17 protein-coding genes are annotated in these 20,428 nt (G+C 73.8%); 7 read left to right on the forward strand and 10 right to left on the reverse strand.

Annotated features, from left to right (window positions below):
- Window position 1 precedes the first annotated feature (1 nt).
- The 7 genes from ANAE109_RS08550 to ANAE109_RS08580 all read right to left on the reverse strand — a co-directional run bounded on the left by ANAE109_RS08550 (window position 2) and on the right by ANAE109_RS08580 (window position 9,639).
- A complete protein-coding gene (locus ANAE109_RS08550) occupies window positions 2–1,216 on the reverse strand; it encodes an ABC transporter substrate-binding protein (RefSeq protein WP_011985987.1) in 1,215 nt (404 codons plus the stop codon).
- Between the two features lie 22 nt (window positions 1,217–1,238).
- On the reverse strand, window positions 1,239–1,958 hold the full coding sequence (locus ANAE109_RS08555) for an ABC transporter ATP-binding protein (protein WP_011985988.1): 720 nt from the start codon (window positions 1,956–1,958) through the stop codon (window positions 1,239–1,241).
- The gene (locus ANAE109_RS08560; RefSeq protein ID WP_011985989.1) at window positions 1,955–2,707 is read right to left on the reverse strand and encodes an ABC transporter ATP-binding protein; all 753 of its coding nucleotides are present in this window, start codon (window positions 2,705–2,707) and stop codon (window positions 1,955–1,957) included. Before ANAE109_RS08560 ends, ANAE109_RS08555 begins: the two co-directional genes overlap by 4 nt.
- A 269-nt stretch (window positions 2,708–2,976) precedes the next feature.
- Window positions 2,977–6,768: a cell wall/surface repeat-containing protein gene (locus ANAE109_RS08565; RefSeq protein ID WP_011985990.1), complete on the reverse strand. Its 3,792-nt coding sequence runs from the start codon at window positions 6,766–6,768 to the stop codon at window positions 2,977–2,979.
- Between the two features lie 353 nt (window positions 6,769–7,121).
- The gene (locus ANAE109_RS08570; RefSeq protein ID WP_011985991.1) at window positions 7,122–8,072 is read right to left on the reverse strand and encodes an aldo/keto reductase family protein; all 951 of its coding nucleotides are present in this window, start codon (window positions 8,070–8,072) and stop codon (window positions 7,122–7,124) included.
- Between the two features lie 215 nt (window positions 8,073–8,287).
- Window positions 8,288–8,860 carry a hypothetical protein gene (locus ANAE109_RS08575; RefSeq protein WP_011985992.1) on the reverse strand — a complete coding sequence of 191 codons (573 nt, stop codon included), beginning with the start codon at window positions 8,858–8,860 and terminating at the stop codon, window positions 8,288–8,290.
- A complete protein-coding gene (locus tag ANAE109_RS08580; protein WP_049768551.1) occupies window positions 8,860–9,639 on the reverse strand; it encodes a metallophosphoesterase in 780 nt (259 codons plus the stop codon). Before ANAE109_RS08580 ends, ANAE109_RS08575 begins: the two co-directional genes overlap by 1 nt.
- Window positions 9,640–10,063: 424 nt before the next feature.
- Here ANAE109_RS08580 and rnk point away from each other — a divergent pair, with 424 nt between their 5' ends.
- Window positions 10,064–10,480 (forward strand): nucleoside diphosphate kinase regulator, encoded by a 417-nt coding sequence (gene rnk / locus ANAE109_RS08585; RefSeq protein ID WP_011985994.1) that lies wholly within the window; start codon window positions 10,064–10,066, stop codon window positions 10,478–10,480.
- 34 nt (window positions 10,481–10,514) lie between these two features.
- Here the strand turns inward: rnk and ANAE109_RS08590 are convergent, their stop codons facing one another.
- Both ANAE109_RS08590 and ric read right to left on the reverse strand, forming a co-directional pair.
- Window positions 10,515–10,961 (reverse strand): hemerythrin domain-containing protein, encoded by a 447-nt coding sequence (locus ANAE109_RS08590; protein WP_049768707.1) that lies wholly within the window; start codon window positions 10,959–10,961, stop codon window positions 10,515–10,517.
- Window positions 10,962–10,972: 11 nt separating this feature from the next.
- Window positions 10,973–11,668: an iron-sulfur cluster repair di-iron protein gene (gene ric / locus ANAE109_RS08595; protein ID WP_011985996.1), complete on the reverse strand. Its 696-nt coding sequence runs from the start codon at window positions 11,666–11,668 to the stop codon at window positions 10,973–10,975.
- Between the two features lie 111 nt (window positions 11,669–11,779).
- On the opposite strand from ric, the gene ANAE109_RS08600 reads away from it, so the two are divergent.
- The 6 genes from ANAE109_RS08600 (at window position 11,780) to ANAE109_RS08625 (ending at window position 19,893) form a co-directional block, all read left to right on the forward strand.
- Window positions 11,780–12,781, forward strand: coding sequence for a sigma-54-dependent Fis family transcriptional regulator (locus ANAE109_RS08600; protein WP_011985997.1), 1,002 nt, complete (start codon window positions 11,780–11,782; stop codon window positions 12,779–12,781).
- Between the two features lie 50 nt (window positions 12,782–12,831).
- On the forward strand, window positions 12,832–13,470 hold the full coding sequence (gene rdgC / locus ANAE109_RS08605) for a recombination-associated protein RdgC (RefSeq protein WP_011985998.1): 639 nt from the start codon (window positions 12,832–12,834) through the stop codon (window positions 13,468–13,470).
- Window positions 13,457–14,095 (forward strand): hypothetical protein, encoded by a 639-nt coding sequence (locus ANAE109_RS08610; protein ID WP_011985999.1) that lies wholly within the window; start codon window positions 13,457–13,459, stop codon window positions 14,093–14,095. Before rdgC ends, ANAE109_RS08610 begins: the two co-directional genes overlap by 14 nt.
- Window positions 14,096–14,189: 94 nt before the next feature.
- Window positions 14,190–15,536, forward strand: a complete 1,347-nt coding sequence (locus tag ANAE109_RS08615) for a TolC family protein (RefSeq protein ID WP_011986000.1) — start codon at window positions 14,190–14,192, stop codon at window positions 15,534–15,536.
- Entirely contained in the window at window positions 15,533–16,540 is a 1,008-nt protein-coding gene (locus tag ANAE109_RS08620; protein ID WP_011986001.1) for an efflux RND transporter periplasmic adaptor subunit, read from the forward strand. The genes ANAE109_RS08615 and ANAE109_RS08620 overlap by 4 nt, the downstream gene beginning before the upstream one ends.
- The gene (locus ANAE109_RS08625) at window positions 16,537–19,893 is read left to right on the forward strand and encodes an efflux RND transporter permease subunit (RefSeq protein WP_011986002.1); all 3,357 of its coding nucleotides are present in this window, start codon (window positions 16,537–16,539) and stop codon (window positions 19,891–19,893) included. The genes ANAE109_RS08620 and ANAE109_RS08625 overlap by 4 nt, the downstream gene beginning before the upstream one ends.
- A 145-nt stretch (window positions 19,894–20,038) precedes the next feature.
- Here the strand turns inward: ANAE109_RS08625 and ANAE109_RS08630 are convergent, their stop codons facing one another.
- Window positions 20,039–20,362, reverse strand: coding sequence for a carboxymuconolactone decarboxylase family protein (locus tag ANAE109_RS08630; protein WP_011986003.1), 324 nt, complete (start codon window positions 20,360–20,362; stop codon window positions 20,039–20,041).
- Between the last annotated feature and the right edge of the window lie 66 nt (window positions 20,363–20,428).

Here is a 20,428-nt window from a genome sequence, read left to right on the forward strand (position 1 = left end):
ACTACTTCTTGGCGAGCGGGCAGGCCTGCTGCTCGACCGAGGGGAACGCCTCGGCGGCCGGGATCGTCTTCACGATCTCGTAGTAGTCCCAGGGCTTCTTGGACGCGCCGGGCGCCTTCACGCGCGCGAGGTACATGTCGTGGCGGAGCAGCCCGTCCGGCCCGATGCGGGCGTTCTTCGCGAAGAAGTCGTTCACGGGCGTCGCCTTCATCTTCGCCATCACCGCGTCCGCCCCGTCCGTCCCGGCCGCCTTCACCGCCTGGAGGTAGTGGGTCACCGCCGAGTACACCCCGGCCTGGACCATCGTCGGCATCTTCTTGTGCTTCTCGAAGAAGCGCCGCGACCACTTGCGCGTCTCGTCGTTCAGGTCCCAGTAGAAGGCCGTCGTGAGGTACATGCCCTGCGCGGTCTCGAGGCCGAGGCTGTGGACGTCGGTGATGAACACGAGCAGGCCCGCGAGGCTCTGCTTGGGCGTGATGCCGAACTCGTTCGCCTGCTTGATGCAGTTCACGGTGTCGGCGCCCGCGTTGGCGAGCCCGACGATCTTCGCCCCCGAGGACTGGGCCTGGAGCAGGTAGCTCGAGAAGTCGGTCGTGCCGGGCGACGGATGACGGGCGAACCCCTGCACCTTGCCGCCGGCGGCCTTCACGACCTTCGTGGTGTCCTCCTCGAGCGAGCGGCCGAAGATGTAGTCGGCCGTCACGAAGAACCAGCTGTCCCCGCCCTGGCGCACCACCTCGCGGCCGGTGCCGTTCGCGAGCGCCCAGTTGTTGTACGTCCAGTGCACGTTGTACGCGGTGCACTTCTCGCCGGTGAACGCGGTCGTGCCGGGCCCGGAGAGGAGGGTGATGCGCTTCTTCTCCGCCGCGACCGGCATGACCGCGCCCGCGGTGGACGACGACACGAGATCGACGATGGCGTCCACCTGATCCTGGTCGAACCACTTGCGCGCGGTGTTGGAGGCCACGTCGGCCTTGAGCTGGTGGTCGGCCGAGACGAGCTGGACGGGCTTGCCGAGGACCTTCCCGCCGAAGTCCTCGATGGCCATCCGGGCGGCGAGCACCGATCCCGGCCCGGCCAGATCGGAGTAGTAGCCCGTCATGTCGGTGAGGACGCCGACCTTGACGACGCCGTCCGAGACCTCGTCGGCGGCGGGGGCGGAGCCCGCCGCGAGCAGCGCGGCGAGGCAAGAGGCGAGGCGGATCGACTGGCTCATGTGCGCTCCTTGGTGGTTGGGCTCAGACGCCCAGGAAGCGGTGCAGCGACTCCATCCGTCCGGGCAGCTCGTCCCGGGTGATCGCGTCCACCACCCGCCCGCGCTCCAGCAGGAAGTGGCGGTCCGCGAGCGGCGCGACGAAGCGGAAGTTCTGCTCGACGAGGATCACCGTGAAGCCGCGGTCACGGAGGGCGCGCACGGCGCGCCCGAGCGCCTGGACGATCACCGGCGCGAGCCCCTCGGTGATCTCGTCGAGGAGGAGCAGGCGCGCCCCGGTGCGCAGGATCCGCGCCATGGCGAGCATCTGCTGCTCGCCCCCCGAGAGGCGCGAGCCCGGGCTCTTCCGGCGCTCGCGCAGGTTCGGGAACATCTCGTAGAGCTCGTCGAGCGACATGCCGCCCGAGCGGACCGCCGGCGGCAGCGTCAGGTTCTCCTCCGCGGTGAGGCTCGCGAAGACGCCGCGCTCCTCCGGGCAGAAGCCGACGCCGAGCTGCACGATCCGGTGAGTGGGCATCCCCATCGTCTCGCGGCCGCTCACCACGATGGACCCCGTGCGGCGGCCGACGAGGCCGAGGATCGCCTTCAGCGTGGTCGTACGGCCCGAGCCGTTGCGGCCGAGGAGGGTGACGAGCTCGCCGGCGCCGACGGCGAGGTCCACCCCGTGCAGCACGTGCGACTCTCCGTAGAAGGCGTGCACGTTGGCGAGGCGCAAGAGCTCCGGGCGTGCCGCGGGCTCGGTCACGGCGTCGCTCCGAGGTACGCCTCGAGCACGGAGGGATCGCGCGAGACCTCGGCGTAGCTGCCCTCCGCGAGCACCGCGCCGCGCGCGAGCACCGTCACGCGCCGCGCCAGGTCCTGCACCACCGACAGGTTGTGCTCGACGAGCAGCACCGTGCGTCCCTCCGCGACCCGGCGGATGAGCGCCACCACCCGGCCGACGTCCTCGTGGCCCATGCCCTGGGTCGGCTCGTCGAGCAGGAGCAGCTCGGGATCGAGCGCGAGGGTGGTCGCGAGCTCGAGCGCGCGCTTGCGCCCGTAGGGCAGCTCGACGGCGACGGTGTCCCGGTCGCGCTCCAGCCCGACCGCCGCCAGCAGCTCGACCGCGCGCGCGTCGAGCGCGTCCAGGGTCCGCTCCGAGCGCCAGAAGTGGAACGAGGTCCCGAGCGGCCGCTGCAGCGCGACGCGCACGTTCTCGAGCGCGGTGAGCGCGGGGAACACCGCGGACATCTGGAAGGAGCGAACGATGCCGCGCCTGGCCACGTCGGCGGGGCGCGCGTGCGTCACGTCGTCGCCCTTGAACAGGATGGCGCCGCGGGTCGCGGGGAGGAACCGGGTCAGGAGGTTGAAGACCGTGGTCTTCCCGGCGCCGTTCGGGCCGATGACCGCGTGGATACTGCCGCGCGCCACGCGGAGCGAGACGCCGTTGACGGCCACGAAGCCGGCGAACTCCTTCACGAGGTCGCGCGTCTCGAGGATCGTCTCCTCGGGCATCCGGCCTCCGGTGGGGGACCCAGGTGAGAAAGGATCCTTTACAGGTCGTCGAATGCGACGAAACGCCCCAGGGGGAGCGGGGACCACTGCGGGAACTCCAGGCGCGCCGCCCAGCGGACCGTGCGGCGCGCCGGAGGCGGTCCCGCGCCGCGCGCGCGGTGCTCCGCGAGCGTCTCCCGACGCCCGCAAAAGAACGCACGCGCGGCCCGGCAGGCCCGCGCGTGCGTGAGGGGACGAGCCGGACGGCCGGCCCGCGGGTCACGGCATGATCAAGGAGCGCAGAGCGGGTCTCCCGACTTGCCGAAGGCCGCCGTCACGGTCTTCGCCATCGTCATCGTCACGTTGCAGGGACCCGTACCGGAGCACGAGCCGCCTCCCCATCCCGTGAAGGTGTCGCACGCCGTGCGGGGCGTCGCGGTGAGCGTCACGGTCGCGCCCGCCTCGACCGACGCGGTGCAGCCGGCGGTGGCGCCGGTGGAGCACGCGATGCCCGCTCCGTCGACGCTGCCCTGGCCCGTCCCGCTGGTCGTCACCGTGAGCTGGTACGTGTCCGGCTGGAAGGCGGCGGTCGCGCTCCTCGCGGCGGTCATGGTGATGGAGCAGACGGCGCCGCTCGTCGAGGAGCATCCGGTCCAGCTCTTGAAGACCGAGCCCGGCGCGGGCTCCGCCACGAGCGAGACGGTGGCGCCGTTCGCGACGGCCGTGGTGCAGCCCGTCGACGCGCCCGGCGTACAGCTGAGGCCGGGCCCGGTGATGGTCCCGTTCGCCCCGTAGATCGCGGAGGCGGTGACGGTCAGCGTGAACTCGCTGGGCGCGAACGAAGCGGTCACCGTCCGCGGGCTCGACAGGGTGACGGTGCACGCCGCGCCGCTCGTCGACGAGCAGCCCACCCAGCTCTTGAAGATCGAGCCGGGCGCGGGCTCGGCCACGAGCGTGACCGTGGCGCCGTTCGCCACCGCGGTGGAGCAGTCGCTGGCGGCGTCGGCCGTGCAGCTGATGCCCGGGCCGCTGACGGAGCCGCTCGCGCCGTAGGTGCCGGAGAGCGTGACGGCCAGCGGGTACTCGCTCGGCATGAAGGTGGCCGTCACGGTCCTCGGCGTCGAGAGGGTGACGGTGCAGGACGCGCCGCTCGTCGAGGAGCACCCCACCCAGCTCTTGAAGAGCGACCCCGGGGCAGGCTCCGCCACGAGCGTGACGGTGCCGCCGTTGGCGACGGGGGCGGAGCAGCCGGTGGTGGCGCCGGGGCTGCAGGCGATGCCCGGGCCGGTGACCGTCCCGGTTCCGCCGTAGGACTCGGTCGCGCTGACGGTGAGGGCGTACTCCGCCGGCTCGAAGGCGGCGGTGACGCTCCTCGCGCTGCTCATGGAGACCGTGCAGGTGGCGCCGCTGTACGAGCTGCACCCGGTCCAGCGCTTCAAGATCGCGCCCGCGTTGGGAGTCGCCGTGAGCGTGACCGTCTCACCGTTGGCGATGGGCGCGGAGCAGCCGGTGGTCGCGCCGGGGCTGCAGGCGATGCCCGGGCCGGTGACCGTGCCGGTCCCGCCGTAGACCTCGGTCGCGCTGACGGTGAGGGCGTACTGCGCCGGCTCGAAGGCGGCCGTGACGCTCCTCGCGTTGGTCATCGAGACGGTGCAGGTCGCGCCGCTGTACGAGCTGCACCCGGTCCAGCGCTTGAAGATCGAGCTCGCGTTGGGGGTCGCCGTGAGCGTCACCGTGGCGCCGTTGTCGATCGGGGCGGAGCAGCCGGTGGTCGACCCCGTCGTGCAGTCGATCCCCGGACCGGCGACGGTGCCCCCTCCGCCGTACGTCCCGGCCGAGCTCACGGAGAGCAGGTACTTGCTCGGCTGGATCGAGGCGGTCACGTTCCTCGGGCCGGAGACGGTGATCGTGCAAGCGTTCCCCGACGTGCTGGAGCACCCGTACCAGGCCTTCAGGATCGAGTCGGCGTCGGGCGCGGCCGTCAGGGTGAGCACCTTGTACGGCGTCGTGTTCGCGACGGCGGTGGCGCAGATCGTCGTCGTGCCGGTCGTCGTGCAGGAGATCCCCTCGCCGGCGACCGAGCCCGCCCCGCCTCCAGAGAGGGTCACCTTCACCTCGTAGGTCGCGGGCTGGAAGCTGGCGGTGACGTTCTTCGCGGAGCTCATCGCGAACGTGCAGTCGCCGAGGCCGGTACACCCGCCGGTCCAGCCCTTGAACACGGCGTCCTGGCCGGGCGCGGCGCGCAGCGTGACGCCGTCACCGGTCGCCACGACCGCGCTGCAGCCCGCCGTGGAGCCTGCGCTGCAGGAGATCGTGCCGGCTCCCACCGGGCCCGTGGATCCGCCGCTCACCGTTCCGGCGGAGCCGCCGGTGGTGGACACCGCGAGGCGATAACCGGGGAGGAAGCTCGCGGTGACGTCCTGCGCCGCGTCCATCGCGACGACGCAGGTCTCCATGCCGGAGCACGCGCCCGACCAGCCGGCGAAGACGGAGGTCCCGCCCGGCGTCGCGGAGAGGGTCACGAGGGTCCCCTCCACGAGCTGCGCCGTGCAGGTCGCGCCGCAGACGATGCCCGCCGGATTCGAGATCACCTCCCCGGTCCCGAGCCCCGTGCGCGCGACCGTGAGCGGGTACAGCGGAGAGAACCTGGCGATGGCGAGCCGCGACTCGTCCACCGTGAGCGTGCAGGGCCCGAGTCCCGCCTGCGAGCAGGCGCCGGACCAGCCGACGAACTCCGATCCGGGCGCCGCGGAGGGGGTGAGCGTCACGACGGTGGGCGCGTCGAACATCGCTGCGCAGGCGTCGCCGCAGGCGATGCCTGCCGGCTCGGAGGCGACCGAGCCCGCGCCGTTCCCGATGAGAGAGACGGCGAGCTCGGCCCGGATGGTGATCGCCTGGGTCCGGACGCGCGTCACGGTGGTGAGGGCGTCGAGCGAATGGAGACCACCGAACGCGACGAGCACGCGGCCCGCGCCGTCGGACGCGACCGACGTCCCGGTCCCGGCCGCGCCGGTGCCGACGAGGAAGCCGGACGGATCCACCACCGCGCCGGCGGGAGTCACCCGCGCCGCATGCGCGTCGAACGCGACGCCGCTCCGCCGATCGTGCCAGGCGACGACGTAGTAGGCGCCCTCGAAGGCGACCTCCGGGGACTGCTGCGCGTCCGCCTCCGCCGTGATCGCGAGGCCGGAGAGATCGAGGATCTGGCCGTCCGCGCCGACGCGGGAGCCGTACACGTCGCTCGTCCCCGAGCGCGTGTCGTTCCAGACCACGAGGTAGCCGCTGCCGTCCGAGGCGACGGCCGGCCGCCCCTGGCTGCTTCCCGCCCGCGAGATCGGCAGCCCGCCGGCGTCGACCACGCTCGCACCGGCGACGCGGGCGCCGTACACGTCGGGTCCGCCCGCGCGACCGTCCCGCCAGGCGACGAGGCACGCGCCGGATGCGCACGCGACGGCGGGCTGCGTCTGGTGCAGAGGGGCCCCGGAGATCAGGAGCTCGGAGGCGAGCACCGAGCCGTTCGGGCTCACGCGTGCGCCGCGCACGTCGGCGAGGCCGCCCCGGCGATCCTCCCACACGACGAGGTAGCTCGTCCCGTCGAACGCGACCGCCGGCTCGACCTGGTGCTCGGCCGCGGTGCTGATGGCGATCCCGCCCGGATCGAGCACGGTGCCGTCGGGGCTCACGCGTGCCCCGTAGACGTCACGTCCCGTGCTGCCGCGCTGGTCCTGCCAGACGACGAGGTAGTTCGTGCCGTCGAACGCGACCGCCGCGGTGATCTCGTCGCCCGGGCCCGCGGAGATGACGAGCGGGGCGGGGTCGAGCAGGACGCCGGCGGCGCTCACGCGCGCGCCATGCAGGTCCTGGCCCGCGCCACCCCGCGCGTCCGACCACACGACGAGATGGCTCGTCCCGTCGAATGCGACGGCCGGGCTCGACTGGGAGCCGGTGGGAGGCGGGAACACGCTGGCCTGGTTGCCGTTCACGACGGCGGAATCGGTCGATTCCAGGGTGACGCGTTCCGGCGAGCCCGCCCCTTCGCAGGCGAGCAGCATCGTCAGCAGCACCAGCGAAGGCTTCCTCATGGCGTACTCCTCCCGGCGAGGCGTCGACCGAGATCCCCTCCTACGGGTGATCTCGTGTCGGTCGGGGCGCACCGTAGGTGGACCATTCACGACATGTCGTGATCCCGGATGGGGCGAGTCTACTCTGACCTGCGACCCATAGGGAAGAGTGCCCGCTTGCCGCGCGGTTGCTGGCCCATGGATCGCATGAGTGATATCGCCCAGCGACCCAGGGTGAACGTCCTGGACCTGGAACGTGCGCGCGGACGGACGATCCCGCCGACGGGTGCGCTCGTCCCCCGGCGCTGCCGGCGGCCGGGCTGCTCACCGCTGGTGATGAGTGTTCGAGCCGGCTCGGCGCGCCCGGCTCGAATTCACGGATAGTGCGATACCGGTCCGTCGAAGGCGGCGTCGATCCGGCGCAGCACGTCCGCCGAGAGCTTCACGCCGGACGCCTGCGCGTTCTCCACCACCTGCTCCGGCCGCGACGCCCCGATGATCGCCGAGGCGACCTCCGGCCTCCGCAGCACCCACGCGAGCGCGAGCTGCGAGAGCGTGATCCCGAGCTCGGCGGCGATGGGGCGGAGGGCCTGCACGCCCGCGAGGACGCGATCGTCGAGCCGCTTCTGGATGAAGACGCCCATCGACTCGCTCGTCGCGCGCGAGCCCGGCGGCGGCGCGGCGCCGGGCCGGTACTTGCCCGTGAGGATCCCCTGCGCGAGCGGGGACCAGACGATCTGCCCGATCCCGGCCGCCTGGCAGACGGGGAAGACCTCCGCCTCCGGCGCACGCCAGAGGATCGAGTATTGCGGCTGGCTCGAGACGAAGCGCTCGCCGGGCAGCGCGAGCGCGGCGCGGATCTGATCGGGGCTCCACTCCGAGAACCCGACGTAGCGCGTCTTCCCCTGGCGCACCGCCTCGGTGAGCGCCTCCATCGTCTCCTCGAGCGGGGTCTCGGGATCGTAGCGGTGGCACTGGTAGAGGTCGACGTGGTCCAGGCGCAGCCGCCGGAGCGAGCCGTCGAGCTGCTTGCGCACCTGCGCGGCGGAGAGGCCGCGGTCGTGCTGCGACATGGGGAAGTAGAGCTTCGTCGCGAGGACGTACCGGTCGCGGGGCATGCCCCTCAGCGCCTCACCGAGGAGCTCCTCCGCGCGGCCGCCGGAGTAGACGTTCGCGGTGTCGATGAAGTTGATCCCCGCGTCGAAGGCCGCCTGGACGCAGGCCTGCGCCTGCTCGCGCGCGACGCCGCCACCGTAGGTCAGCCAGGAGCCGAGCGAGATCTCGGAGACGACGAGGTCGCTGCTGCCGAGCTTGCGGTACTCCATCGGTCTCCCCGTCTCCGGCCGCCAGCCGGCGCGCCCGTCGGGCGCGGCCCTGTCCATACGCCGGAGAGCCCGGGGATGCACGCACGGATGGTCGTCCCTCGACTGAGCGACGCCGCCAGGTCGGCGTCGCCACGGTCGAGGTGAGCGCCGTTCGATCGATCGGGCTGCGGGTCGAGGTCGCGGCTCCCCTCGACCGGGGCTCCACCACGACGGTCCTAGAACGCCGCCCTCACCCCGAGCGCGACGCTGACCACGTCGTCCGCGTCGAGCGCCTCCGGGTTCTTCGCCCAGAAGAACAGCATGGCGTCGAGCGCGACGAGCTCGCCGTAGAGCGACAGCTCGGGGAGTCCCCACGCCGGCCGGCCGACGCTGGCGCCGACCGCGAGCCCGCCGCGGAGCGCGCTCGGGATCGAATAGTAGCGCCTAGGATACTGGTCGGGGAGGCGCAGGACGTACTCCTCGCCGAACGTGTACGTGAGCTGCAGCGCCGCGGTCAGCGGGCGCAGCGACCAGCCGGCGCCCGGCCGCAGCCGCCAGGGCGCGAACGTGAGCTTCCCGGTCAAGGCCCAGATCGACTCGCCGCCGATTCCCGGCGGGACCCATCCCAGGAAGAGATCGGTCTCGAGCCGCTCTCCGAGCCACGCCCAGCCCACGCCGGGCGAGAGAAAGCCGACGTTCCCCGCGAGCTGGACCTTGGCGTGATCCGGGACCGCCCAGTGGCGCTCGCCCTCGGCGCCCGACGCCGGCGCGGCGGCCGAGAGCAGCGCAGCGGCGAGGATGGCGCGCATCAGAACCCCACCCGCTCGACGTCGAGCCCGCCGTCCTCCCGCTCCGACACGAGCAGGTACTCCCGATCGTTCACGTGCGCCGCGAGGTAGTAGCGGACCCCGTCGCGCTCCTCGAGGCCGTAGCGATGCTCGTGCGCGTGGAAGGACGCGGCCACGCCGCCGTCGCGCAAGAGCGCGTGGAAGCCGTCTCGCAGGCGGGGATCGAACGCGTCGCTCGCCGGCTCGACGTGGGCGAAGACGAGGGCGCGGTCGTGCTCCGCGGACGGGGCGAGGCTCGCGGCCAGCCACGGCAGGTTCGGGACCTTCCCGTCGTACGCGCTCTCCATCGAGCAGGTGTTGAGGACGACGAAGCGCGTCCGTCCCCAGGTGAAGGCGAAGTCCCGGGGGCCGAACATGCGGTCGTAGATGTCTCCGCCGTTGGCCAGGTGGTCGTGGTTCCCGATGGCCACCAGGTACGGGACGGGGAGGCGCCGGAAGAGGTCGTTCATCGCCTCGTACTCCGGCGCGAGGCCGAGGTCGGTGAAGTCGCCGACCTGCACGACGAAGGAGAGATCGCCTCGCCTCGACAGCGCCTCGATGGCGCGCGCCGCGTCGTCGAAGGCGGTCTGGGTGTCGCCCAGGACCGCGAACCTCAGGCGGGAGGGCGGGGGCTCGGCCACTATCCGCGCGAGGTTCTTCCGGTTCACGTCCCGGTGGCGGTCCTCCGACGGCAGGGCGTGGGGGCTGTACTCCAGGCACGAGGTGGCGAGCACCAGCGCCGCGGCGGCGACGACCCGCATCCGCACAAACATGCGGACCGCGTCGGCGGCTGTCAGCCGCGAGATGGGGGCAGGGAGGCGCGGCCGTGAATTCACTCATCGTCATGATGCGAGCCGCGGCATCCCCAAGACGCCCGCGCCGCTCGCCTTGACGTTTCGGCCCGCCGCCGCTATGCGAGGAGGCGACGTGTCGTCACTCGCCTGCCAGCGCCCGCGCCCGAACCGCGCGCCATCGGGTCCCCGGTCCCCGACGCGGCGGGCCGCGGCGTACCCGCTGCGCGCGCGCGAGCCGGCCTGCCTCCTCGCAGGCGCCTCGCGCTCCCTGCCGTAACGAGCGCGAGGCGCCTCCACGTCACGACCCGCCGCGCCGCGGCGGTTCCCGCGCAGCTTCGCTCTCACCCAAGGCCTCCCGCCGCGTCACCGGCCGGCCTCGCCAGGAGTCTCCATGTCCGCCCGCAAGCCCATCCACGTCACTCACGCAGATCTCGACCGGCTCCGCGCGCTCGTGGACCAGCACCTCGCCGGACGGGACGCCCGGGCCGCCGAGCAGCTCGACGCGGAGCTCGATCGTGCGGTGCCCATCGAGGTCGCGCCCCCGGACCTCGTCACCATGAACGCCCGCGTGGCCTTCGTGGATCTGGCGAGCGGCGTGCGCCGCGAGCTGGTGCTCGTCTATCCGCGCGACGCGGACGTGGCGGCCGGTCGGGTCTCCGTGCTCGCGCCCATCGGCGCGGCCCTGCTCGGCCTCTCGGTGGGGGAGGAGATCGACTGGCCGCTCCCGGACGGCCGCGTGGCGCGCCTTCGGATCCTCTCGGCGGCGGCCCCGAGCCCCGAGGAGCCGCGGGAGCGGCCGGAGGCATGAGGGCGCCGAGGGGCGCCCTCACGGCGCGCCGCCATCAGCGCGGCGGGTCGCCGACCTGCGCGCGGCAGGCGTCCCCGCCCAGCGTCCGGTCGAGGATGGGGAAGAGGACGTGCTCCTCGAGCTCGAAGTGCGCGAGCACCACCCCGAGCAGCCGGTCCGCCTGACGCGCGAACGCGCGCGGGTCGTCCCCGGCCAGCCGGGCGAGCTCGGCGCTCCAGCGATGGATGATCTCGTGCTCGTAGCGCATCGACGCGCTGAACGCGGCGGGACCCTCGCACGCGTACTTGTCGACCACGGGGTGCAGCGTCCGTTCCTCCCACGCGAGGTGGGGGCGGAGGATTCCGTCGAGCCCGGACACGAGCGCGAGCATCTCGCGGCGCGCGGCGTCCTCGGTCAGGGACGGGAGGGCTCCCACGCGCTCCGACAGCACCGCGAGCACCTCGCGGAGGTGGGCGCGCTGCGCGCGCAGCGGAGCGGTCACCGGATGCGAGCTCAGCACCTCGCCTCCCGGCCCGCGGCGAAGCGCGGCATGAGGACGTGGTTCTCGAGGTGGACGTGGCGGAGCACGTCGCCCTCGAGCTGCTCGAGCTCGCTCATGAGGACCCGGTAGCTCGAGCAGCCCCACTCCGGGGTGACGTAGCCGTCGGCGGCGCCCCGCAGGCGCGCGAGCAGCTGCCCGACCGCGAGGTGATCCTCGTACATGGCGGCGAGCTCGCGCCGGACGAGGGCGAGGTCCGGGGTGCGCGACATGAGCGCCGGGAAGAGCACCTCCTCCTCCTCGTCGAGGTGCGGCTCGAGCGCGTCGGCCAGCTCGAGGAGCGTTCGGCGCAGCTCGGCGAGCTTGCCGTTGTGGGAGCCGTGGACGCGGGCGACCTTGTCGGCGAGCGGCGCGATGAAGGGGAGGGCGCGCCGCAGATAGCCGTGGTGGTGCTCGATGATATGGGCGACCAGGGCGGGGATCGGCAGCGAGCGCGGATCCGCCTCCAGCGAGGACTCGCCGCTCGCGGGGAGGGCCGCCTCGAGCTCGGCGAACACGGCCTCCGGGTCGAGGCGTCCCCCGCAGGCCTCCGGCACCGTCACGTCGCCGTGACAGCAGAAGTCGATCTGGAGCCGCTGGAAGACACGCGCGGCGACGGCGTGGTCGGAGACGAGCTGGGCGACGGTGGCGCTGCGGTCGAGCTGGGGCATTCTGGGTTCCTTTCGGGCACCCCAGGAGCACGCGGCATGCCGCCGGGAAAATCGCCGTCCCGCGCGGTTGTGCCGCGGCGACGGCGGCGCTAAGCACCAGGATGGAACACCATGGAACAGCGGCGGAAGCTCCCCGTTCACGAGCCCTGCGACGTCTGCGGCCTGGGCACCGTCGTCCCGCGGACCTCGCGGACGGCCCACCTGGTCGCCGGCAGCCCCGGCATGCAAGCAGCCCTTCGCCGGGCGCACGACTTCGCCGACTCCGACGCCCCGGTGGTCATCCTCGGGGAGAGCGGGACGGGCAAGGAGGTGGTGGCCCGGGCGCTCCACGCGGCGAGCCCCCGCGGCGCCCGCCCGTTCGTCCCCGTCAACGTCGCCGCGCTCCCGGCGGAGCTGCTCGAGTCGGAGCTGTTCGGCCACGTGCGCGGGGCCTTCACCGGGGCCACCGGGGACAAGCAGGGCCTGCTCGAGGCGGCCGACGGCGGGACGCTGTTCCTGGACGAGATCGCAGAGATGCCGCTCGCGCTCCAGGCGAAGCTGCTGCGCGCGCTGGAGGACGGCGAGATCCGCCGCGTCGGCGACACGCGGTCGTTCGGGGTGGACGTCCGCTTCGTCTGCGCCACCCATCGCGACCTCGCGCAGCGGGTCACCGCGGGCCAGTTCCGCGAGGACCTCTACTATCGCCTGAAGGTCCTGGTGCTCCGCCTGCCTCCGCTCCGGGAGCGCGTCGAGGACATCCTCCCGCTGGCGAGGCAGTTCCTCGCCGCCGAGCGACGCCCGGCCGCCGGCCTGTCCGCCGAGGCCGAGGAGAGGCTCCTCGCGCATCCCTGGCCCGGCAACGTGCGCGAGCTCCAGAACGTGATGCGGCACGCGGCCGTGCTGGCGCGCGGCGCGGAGGTCCGGCCCGAGCACCTGCCCGAGGAGCTCCAGCGGCCCGCCCGCCGCGCGGAGGGGCCGGCGCGGACGCTCGCGGAGGTCGAGCGCGAGCACGTGCTCCGCGTGCTCGAGGTCTGCGGCGGCTCGCAGGTCGAGGCCGCGCGCGTGCTCGGGATCGGCCGGAACACCCTGTGGCGCAAGCTGCGCTCGTATCGCGCCGGCGAGGCGGGAGGGTAGCGGGCCGTAGCCTTGACGCCGGGACCGGAGTCGCTCATCTTGCGCGGCCCATGCCCGTCCTCGGTGGTGCAGTCACGTTCGCCCGGTTTCGCTCGGAGCCCGGCAAGAAGATTCCCTCGGACACCCGCCGCTGGCTCGCCAGGGGGCTCGCCTCCGGCGCGTTCGAGCCGCTCGACCCTTCCAAGGGCGACGAGGAGCGCGCCGCCGGCTTCGTCGAGCTCGAGGACCACGACGCGACCGAGTTCGCGTCGGTGATCCAGGGCGAGTACGCGCTCTTCGCGTTCCGCGTCGACACGCTGAAGGTGCCGGGCCCGGCGGTGCGCGCCGAGCTCGAGCGCTGGCGCGTGGGGTTCGAGAAGGAGCACGGCCGCGCGCCGTCGAAGCGCGAGAAGGCGGAGCGCAAGGAGGCTGTCCACCACCTCCTGCGGCAGCGCGCGACACCCACCACGCGCGTGCACGACGTGAGCCTGAATCTGAAGGCCGGACAGGTCCAGATCTGGGCGGCCTCTCGCAAGGCGGTGGACGAGGTGGTCGCCGCGCTCGAGGGCGCGCTCGACCTGAAGCTCGCGCCGCTCACGCCGGCGGCCGTGGCCGCCAGGGCCGGGACCCCGGAGGGTGCGCTGGCGCCGACGGCGGAGCTCGTGGGGCTGGAGACGTCCAGGCGGGAGGTGGCCGATGTCGAGGCGTGAGCGGGCGCGGGCGGACGCGGCGATCCAGCGCGGCGACGCAGGGGTGGATGGGCTCCCCACCGAGGAGGAGCGCCGCGACGAGGCGGAGCTCGAGAAGGACAAGGCGCGCGAGCAGCTGCTCCGCGGGCGGACGTACCTCGGCCGCGAGTTCCTCACCTGGCTGCTCTGGCGGTCCGAGTCCACGGACGCGGTGACCGAGCTCGACGGCGCGGGGATCGTCGCCGTGTTCACTGGCCGGCTCACGCTGCGCGGGGTGGCGGGCGACGTGACCGAGCTCGTCGCGCGAGGGGCGCTCGCGCCGTACTCGGCGCAGGTGCGGCGCGCGCTCGACGCGGGCCTGCTCGTCCACCAGGCGCGCCTGCGCCTCCAGCACGCGGAGCGCGTGTACGAGGCGACCCTCGACGCGGAGTTCCTCGACGTGCGCGCCGCGAAGCTCCCCGAGCTGCTGACCGAGGAGGAGGACGATCGGCTCCTCGAGCGGCTGGAGCTCACGGAGCGGCTCTCGGAGCTCGTGGATGCGCTCGTCGGCGCGTTCCTCGAGGTCCGGACGAGCCGCGTCTGGCGCAAGCGGGTCGCGACCCTCAAGGCGTGGATGCGCGCGGACGGAGAGTCTAGCCTCGGCTAGAGCCGTCGCCGGCCGAAGCGGTTCGCCCACGCCCCATCGGCGTCGGGAGAGATCGCAGCCGAAACTTTTCACGCGATGACGGCTCGCATCGCGTGTGAAACGACATCCGAGAACGTGGAAGAGGCTCGCCGCCGCGCTCGTCGCCGCCGCGGCGGTGCCCGCCGGCGCCGCCGCGCCGCCCGTCACGATCGCGGAGGCCATCCGCGCCGCCTGGGCCGAGAACGCCGGCTTGCGCGCGTCCTCCGCCCAGGTCGAGGCCGCCCGCGCAGAGGCGGCGCGTGCGCGCGCCGGTCACCTCCCGACCGTGTCGCTGTCCGTCCGCGGCGTCCGGACCGACGAGCCGATGATGGCCTTCGGGCTGAAGCTCGACCAATCGCGCATCACCCAGGAGGACTTCGCCCCCGCGCGCCTCAACGATCCCCAGGCGATCGGCGGCTGGGGGGCGGGGGCCACCCTCAACCTCCCCGTGTACATGGGGGGGCGCGTCTCGGCCGGATCCCGTGCCGCGGGGGCCATGGCCGGCGCCGAGGCGGCGAGCCACGAGCGCCGGCGCCTCGAGACGGCCGTGGCGGTCGTGGAGGCGTACTTCGGCGCGCAGGCCGCGGAGCAGGGGGTCCGCTACGCGGAGGACCTGCTCGCGCAGGCGAAGGAGACGGAGCGCTTCATGCGCGAGCGCGGAGCGCAGGGGCTCGCGCTCGACGCCGACGTCGCGCGCGCCGCCGCGTTCCGCGCCCAGGCGGAGGCGGAGCGGGCCACCGCGCTCCAGCGGCGCGCCTCCGCCCGCTCCGGGCTCGCCCTCGTCGCCGGCGACGCCGTGGCCGAGGCGGACCTGACCACGCCCATCGGCGAGCTGCCGCCGCCGCCGGCCGTGGCGCCCGATGCGCCGCCGCCCCCGGAGCGGCCGGACCTCGTCGCCGCGCGCCTCCAGCGAGACGCCGCCGACGCCGGCGTCGGCGTGGCCCGCGGGAGCCTGCTGCCCTCGCTGTTCGCGCAGGCCAGCGCCGAGACCTTGCGAGAGGGCGACGATCTCTCGAGCGGCGGGAGCTGGACCACGCTCGGCCTCATGCTGCGGTGGGATCTCTCCATCGCCGACGCGCGGGCGACGCGCGCGGCCCAGGCGCGCGTCCGCGCGGCCGAGGAGGCCCTCCGCTGGCGCGAGCGCGAGGCCGCCCGCGAGGTGGGGGAGGCGCGCCGCGCCGTCGAGACGGCCGACGCGCGCACCCGCTCGGCGGAGGAGGCGGTCACCGCCTCGGAGTCGGCGCGGCAGCTGCGCCGCGCTCGCCACCGCCAGGGCCTCCTCCCGCTCACCGACGTCCTCGACGCGGAGGCCGGCCTCGCCGGCGCCCGCGCCCTGCTCCTCGGGAGCCGGCTCGAGGCGCGCGTCGCGCGCGCCCGCCTCGCTCTCGCGCTCCATCAGCCCATCGAAGGGATCACGCCATGAAGACCGCTTCGCTCGCCGCGCTGGCGCTGCTCGCGCCCGCGCTCGCCCTCGCCACGCCCGACGCCCCGACCGAGCAGGGCGCGCCCAGGCGCGTCCGCGCCATCCGCGGCGAGACGCCGTCCGGCGGCCACCTCGTCCCCGCCAACGTCATCGCCGCGCGGCGGGCCACCCTGTCCACCCGCATCGCGGCGCACGTGTCATCGCTGCACGTCGAGGAGGGCCAGAAGGTGAAGCAGGGGCAGCTGCTCGTGTCCCTCTCCGATCCGGACCTCCGCGGAGCCCTCTCCGCCGCGCAGAGCGCCCAGGCCGCCGCCGCCGCCCACGAGCGGCGCATCCGCGCGCTGATCCAGGAGCGGGCCGCGACCGCCTCGGAGCTGGAGATGGCGACCTCGCAGCGCGCCCAGGCCGACGCGGCCGTGGCCGCGGCCCGCGCCAACCTCGCGTACGCCCAGATCCGCGCGCCGTTCGCCGGGACCATCCAGGCCCGGCGGGTCTCGGCGGGCGACATGGTCGGCCCCGGCCAGCCGCTCCTCGAGCTGGAGGGGGACGCGCTCGAGCTGCAGGCGAGCCTCACCGAGGCGGAGGCGCGAGGCCTCGCGGTGGGCACCTCCCTCCCATTCCTCGCGGGCGACGTCCGCGGGACCGCCGAGATCACCGCGCTCACTCCCGGCGGAGATCCCGTCTCGCACCGGCGCGGGCTGCGCGCCCGCGTGCGGAAGTTGGAAGGAGGCGAGCTGCGCTCGGGGGCGTTCGCGCGCCTCGAGCTGCCGGGCGGCGCCGAGGCGGCGGGCGGGGCGTGGGTGCCGCGCAGCGCGCTCGTGCGCCGGGGGGATCTCACCGGGGTGTTCGTGGCATCCGGTGGCAAGGCCGTCCTGCGCTGGGTGTCCCTGGGCGAGCCTGCGGGCGACGGTTTCAACGTGCGCGCCGGGGTCGGATCGGACGAGACGGTGATCGACGAGCCGCGCGCGCTGCGGGACGGCGACGTGGTGGAGGTGCAGCCGTGACGGAGCCGAAGTACGGCCTCGCCGGGCGGCTGGCGCGCCCGTTCCTGCGCTCCAAGCTCACGCCGGTCATCGTCCTCGCGTCGATCCTGCTGGGCCTGGTGGCGGTGGCGCTCACGCCGCGCGAGGAGGAGCCGCAGATCGTCGTGCCGATGGTGGACATCATGGTCCCCATGCCGGGCGCGACGCCGTCCGAGGTGGAGAGCCAGGTGGTGACGCCGCTCGAGCGCCGCCTGTGGGGCATCCCCGGGGTCGAGTACCTGTACGGCTCGAGCCGCCCGAACGTCGGGTTCATCACGGTCCGGTTCAAGGTGAACGAGCCGCTCGAGCCGAGCCTCGTGAAGGTCCACCAGGAGCTGGGCGCTCACCCGGAGCTGCTCCCAGCGGGCGCGTCGCCGCCGGTGGTGCGGGCCCTCACCATCGACGACGTCCCGTTCCTGACCGTGACCCTGCACGGGCGCGAGGCGCTCCCGGCCGGCGAGCTGCGCAAGCTGGCCGACGAGGTGGCCCGGGAGCTCGCCGACGTCGAGCGGACCGCCCAGGTCCGCGTCGCCGGCGCGGCGCGCCGGGTGGTGCGGATCGAGCCCGATCCCGCGCGGCTGCGCACGCTCGACGTCTCCCTGGGCGAGCTGCACCGGTCGCTCGAGTCGGCGCAGGCGCAGCTGCCGGCGGGCGCGATCGTCCAGGGCGGCGAGCGCGTGGAGCTCGAGGCGCGCGGCTTCGCGCGCTCCGCCGCGGAGCTGCGCCGCGTGGTGGTCTCCGTGCGGCAAGGGCGCCCGATCTATGTCGAGGACGTCGCCCGCGTGACGGACGGCCCCGAGCCGGAGCCGGCGGTGATCCTCACCGCCTCGAAGGAGCGCCCCGAGTTCGAGCAGGCGGCGACGATCGTGGTCGCGAAGCGCCCCGGGACGAACGCCACCGAGCTGGCCGAGAAGGTCACCGCCAAGCTGGACCGCCTCCGCGGCGGCCTCATCCCCGGGTCCGTCGACGCCACGGTGACGCGCAACTACGGCGAGACCGCGGGGGAGAAGTCGAACGAGCTCATCGAGCACCTGCTCATCGCCACGCTGTCCGTCATCGCGCTCATCCTCGTCGCGATGGGCTGGCGCTCGGCGCTGGTGGTGGGGATCGCGGTCCCGGTGACCCTCGCCCTCACCCTGCTGCTCACGTACCTCAACGGCTACACGCTGAACCGCGTCACGCTGTTCGCGCTGATCTTCTCGATCGGCATCCTGGTCGACGACGCCATCGTGGTGGTCGAGAACATCCACCGCCACATGCACCTGCCCGGTCCGCGCCGGAGCTTCGCGCGCGTCGTGCTCGACGCGGTGGACGAGGTCGGGAACCCCACCATCCTCGCCACCTTCGCGGTCATCGCGGCGATCCTGCCGATGGCCCTGGTGCGCGGCCTCATGGGCCCGTACATGCGGCCCATCCCGGTGGGCGCGAGCGTGGCGATGATCTTCTCGCTCGTCATCGCGTTCGTCGTGAGCCCCTGGGCCGCGCTGAAGATCTTCCGCAAGCAGGCGCGCCTCCCGGAGACGGACGAGAGCGGGCTGCACCCCGCCGACCCAGAGAGCGCCGCGCCGGAGCCGACGGTCGAGCCGCACGCGAACCCCGACACCGCGCCGGAGGGCCGCCTCGCGCGGATCGATCGGCGGGTCGTGCGCTGGCTGCTGGGGACGGGGAAGGTCCGGATCGGCTTCCTCGCCGCCGTCGGGCTGCTCCTGCTGGCCGCCTCCGCGCTCCTAGTCACGGGCGCGGTGGAGGTCAAGATGCTGCCCTTCGACAACAAGCGGGAGTTCCAGGTGCAGCTCGACCTGCCGGCCGGCGCGGCGCGCGAGGAGGCGCTCGCGCTGGGGCAGCAGGTCGCCCGCGAGCTGCTCGCGGAGCCGGAGGTGGAGAGCGTCCAGGTCCACTCCGGGGTGGCCGCGCCGTTCACCTTCGTCGGGATGGTGCGCCACAGCTTCATGCGCGAGCTGCCGGAGCAGGTGGACCTGCAGGTGAACCTGCTCCCGAAGCAGGACCGGGATGCCTCGAGCCACGCGATCGCGGTGCGGGTGCGCCCGCGCATCGAGGCGCTCGCGCACCCGAAGGACGCGCGGGTGAAGGTGGTCGAGATCCCGCCGGGCCCACCGGTGCTCGCGACGATGGTGGCCGAGGTCTACGGCAGCACGGCGGCCGAGCGCGAACGGATCGCGGGCGAGGTGCGCCGGGCGTTCGACTCCGTCCCGGGCATCGTCGACGTGGACTCGACGCTCAACCCCACCAGCCCGAAGCTGGGGCTTTCGGTGGATCGCGAGAAGGCGGCGCTCCACGGGGTCGCCCCGGCGCACGTGGTGCAGACGCTCTCCGCCGCCGGCTACGGCGCGCCGCTGGGCACCTTCCACGTCGAGCGCGGCGCGGCGCAGGTCCCGCTCGTCATGCAGCTCGCGCCGGAGCACCGCTCGCGGCTCGACACCCTGCTCGCGCTGACGGTGCCGGGCGCGCGCGGACTCGTGCCGCTGTCCGAGCTCGTGCGCGTGGAGGAGATGCGCGAGGCGCCGGAGATCCAGCACAAGAACCTGAAGCCCGTGTCGTACGTGACCGCCGACCTGGCCGGCGAGATCGAGAGCCCGCTCTACGCGCTCCTCGCGCTGGGGCACGAGCTCGAGGGGCTGCGCGGGGACCGCGGCGAGCCGGTGGCGCGGTACGGCCTCGCGCATCCGGCGGACACCGAGCGGCCCTCCATCAAGTGGGACGGGGAGTGGCACATCACGCTCGAGGTCTTCCGCGACCTCGGCCTCGCCTTCGCGGCGGTGATGCTGCTCATCTACGTGCTCATGGTCGGGTGGTTCCAGAGCTTCTCGATGCCCATCGTGATCCTCCTCCCGGTGCCCCTCTCGCTCATCGGCATCCTCCCCGCGCACGCGCTCGGCGGGACGTTCTTCACCGCGACGAGCATGATCGGGTTCATCGCGGGAGCCGGCATCGTGGTGCGCAACAGCATCATCCTGGTGGACTTCGCGGAGCTGAAGCTGCGAGAGGGCATGCCGCTGGCGGCGGCGGTCGAGGAGGCCGTCCTGGTCCGCTTCCGGCCGATGGCGCTCACCGCGCTGGCGGTGATCGTCGGCAGCGCCGTGATGCTCGCGGACCCCATCTTCCAGGGGCTCGCGGTGGCGCTCATGGCGGGCGCGGTCGCGGCGACGCTGCTCTCCCGCTACGCGGTGCCCGTCCTCTACTACATGCTCGCGCGGCGCGGCCGGGCCGCGGAGCTGCAGCGAGAGGGGGCGCGCGGCCGCACGGAGGAGGAGCGGGAGCGCCGGCCGCCCCCGCCGCTCGAGGCCGCGCTCGCGGCCGGCGGCGACGTGTACTGAGCGCCGCCGCGCACCCGCGTCAGGGCGGCTCGTCCCGAGCACGGCCCCGCAGCGACCGCTGCGGGAGCTGGTCGAGGGACGAGCCGCCGCGTGCGGGGGCGCTCGTCTCCGGGGCGATCGGCGCCGCCGTGCGGATGGGCGGCCGCTACTCCTCCTCGCCGGCGAGGTCGTCGACCCAGCTCATGGCGGCGAGCGCCGAGGGCCAGCCGATGGTGGTGATGGCGAGCCGGACGACGTGCGCGAGATCCTCTCGCGAGCAGCCGCCCGCGGTGGCGAAGCGCACGGCGGAGTGGACGCCCCCCTCCGTCCCGAGCCCCACCGCGATCCCGAGCTTCACGAGCCTGCGTTCGCGCTCGGAGAGCGGGCCGCTCTCGTGGAGCCGCCGCCCCAGCTCCTCGAAGGCGGCGTAGATCTCGGGGTGGGTCTTGGTGAAGCGCAGGAAGTTCTCGGGGAGCTTCTTCTGGGACATCGGTCACCTCGTGAGCGGGGTCTTTCGCGTGTCGTACACCGCCGCGACGGCCTCCGCGCGGCGGCG

Origin of the sequence: Anaeromyxobacter sp. Fw109-5, from assembly GCF_000017505.1 — a bacterium.
GTDB lineage: Bacteria > Myxococcota > Myxococcia > Myxococcales > Anaeromyxobacteraceae > Anaeromyxobacter.

Excerpts from the sequence above, each read along its gene's own strand:
- ANAE109_RS08570 (WP_011985991.1), bottom strand. The coding sequence starts at position 8,072 with ATGGAGTACCGCAAGCTCGGCAGCAGCGACCTCGTCGTCTCCGAGATC.
- ANAE109_RS08610 (WP_011985999.1), top strand. The coding sequence starts at position 13,457 with ATGTCGAGGCGTGAGCGGGCGCGGGCGGACGCGGCGATCCAGCGCGGC.
- ANAE109_RS08560 (WP_011985989.1), bottom strand. The coding sequence starts at position 2,707 with ATGCCCGAGGAGACGATCCTCGAGACGCGCGACCTCGTGAAGGAGTTC.
- ANAE109_RS08600 (WP_011985997.1), top strand. The coding sequence starts at position 11,780 with ATGGAACAGCGGCGGAAGCTCCCCGTTCACGAGCCCTGCGACGTCTGC.
- ANAE109_RS08630 (WP_011986003.1), bottom strand. The coding sequence starts at position 20,362 with ATGTCCCAGAAGAAGCTCCCCGAGAACTTCCTGCGCTTCACCAAGACC.
- ANAE109_RS08580 (WP_049768551.1), bottom strand. The coding sequence starts at position 9,639 with ATGCGGGTCGTCGCCGCCGCGGCGCTGGTGCTCGCCACCTCGTGCCTG.
- rnk (WP_011985994.1), top strand. The coding sequence starts at position 10,064 with ATGTCCGCCCGCAAGCCCATCCACGTCACTCACGCAGATCTCGACCGG.
- ANAE109_RS08565 (WP_011985990.1), bottom strand. The coding sequence starts at position 6,768 with ATGAGGAAGCCTTCGCTGGTGCTGCTGACGATGCTGCTCGCCTGCGAA.
- ric (WP_011985996.1), bottom strand. The coding sequence starts at position 11,668 with ATGCCCCAGCTCGACCGCAGCGCCACCGTCGCCCAGCTCGTCTCCGAC.
- ANAE109_RS08575 (WP_011985992.1), bottom strand. The coding sequence starts at position 8,860 with ATGCGCGCCATCCTCGCCGCTGCGCTGCTCTCGGCCGCCGCGCCGGCG.
- rdgC (WP_011985998.1), top strand. The coding sequence starts at position 12,832 with ATGCCCGTCCTCGGTGGTGCAGTCACGTTCGCCCGGTTTCGCTCGGAG.
- ANAE109_RS08550 (WP_011985987.1), bottom strand. The coding sequence starts at position 1,216 with ATGAGCCAGTCGATCCGCCTCGCCTCTTGCCTCGCCGCGCTGCTCGCG.
- ANAE109_RS08620 (WP_011986001.1), top strand. The coding sequence starts at position 15,533 with ATGAAGACCGCTTCGCTCGCCGCGCTGGCGCTGCTCGCGCCCGCGCTC.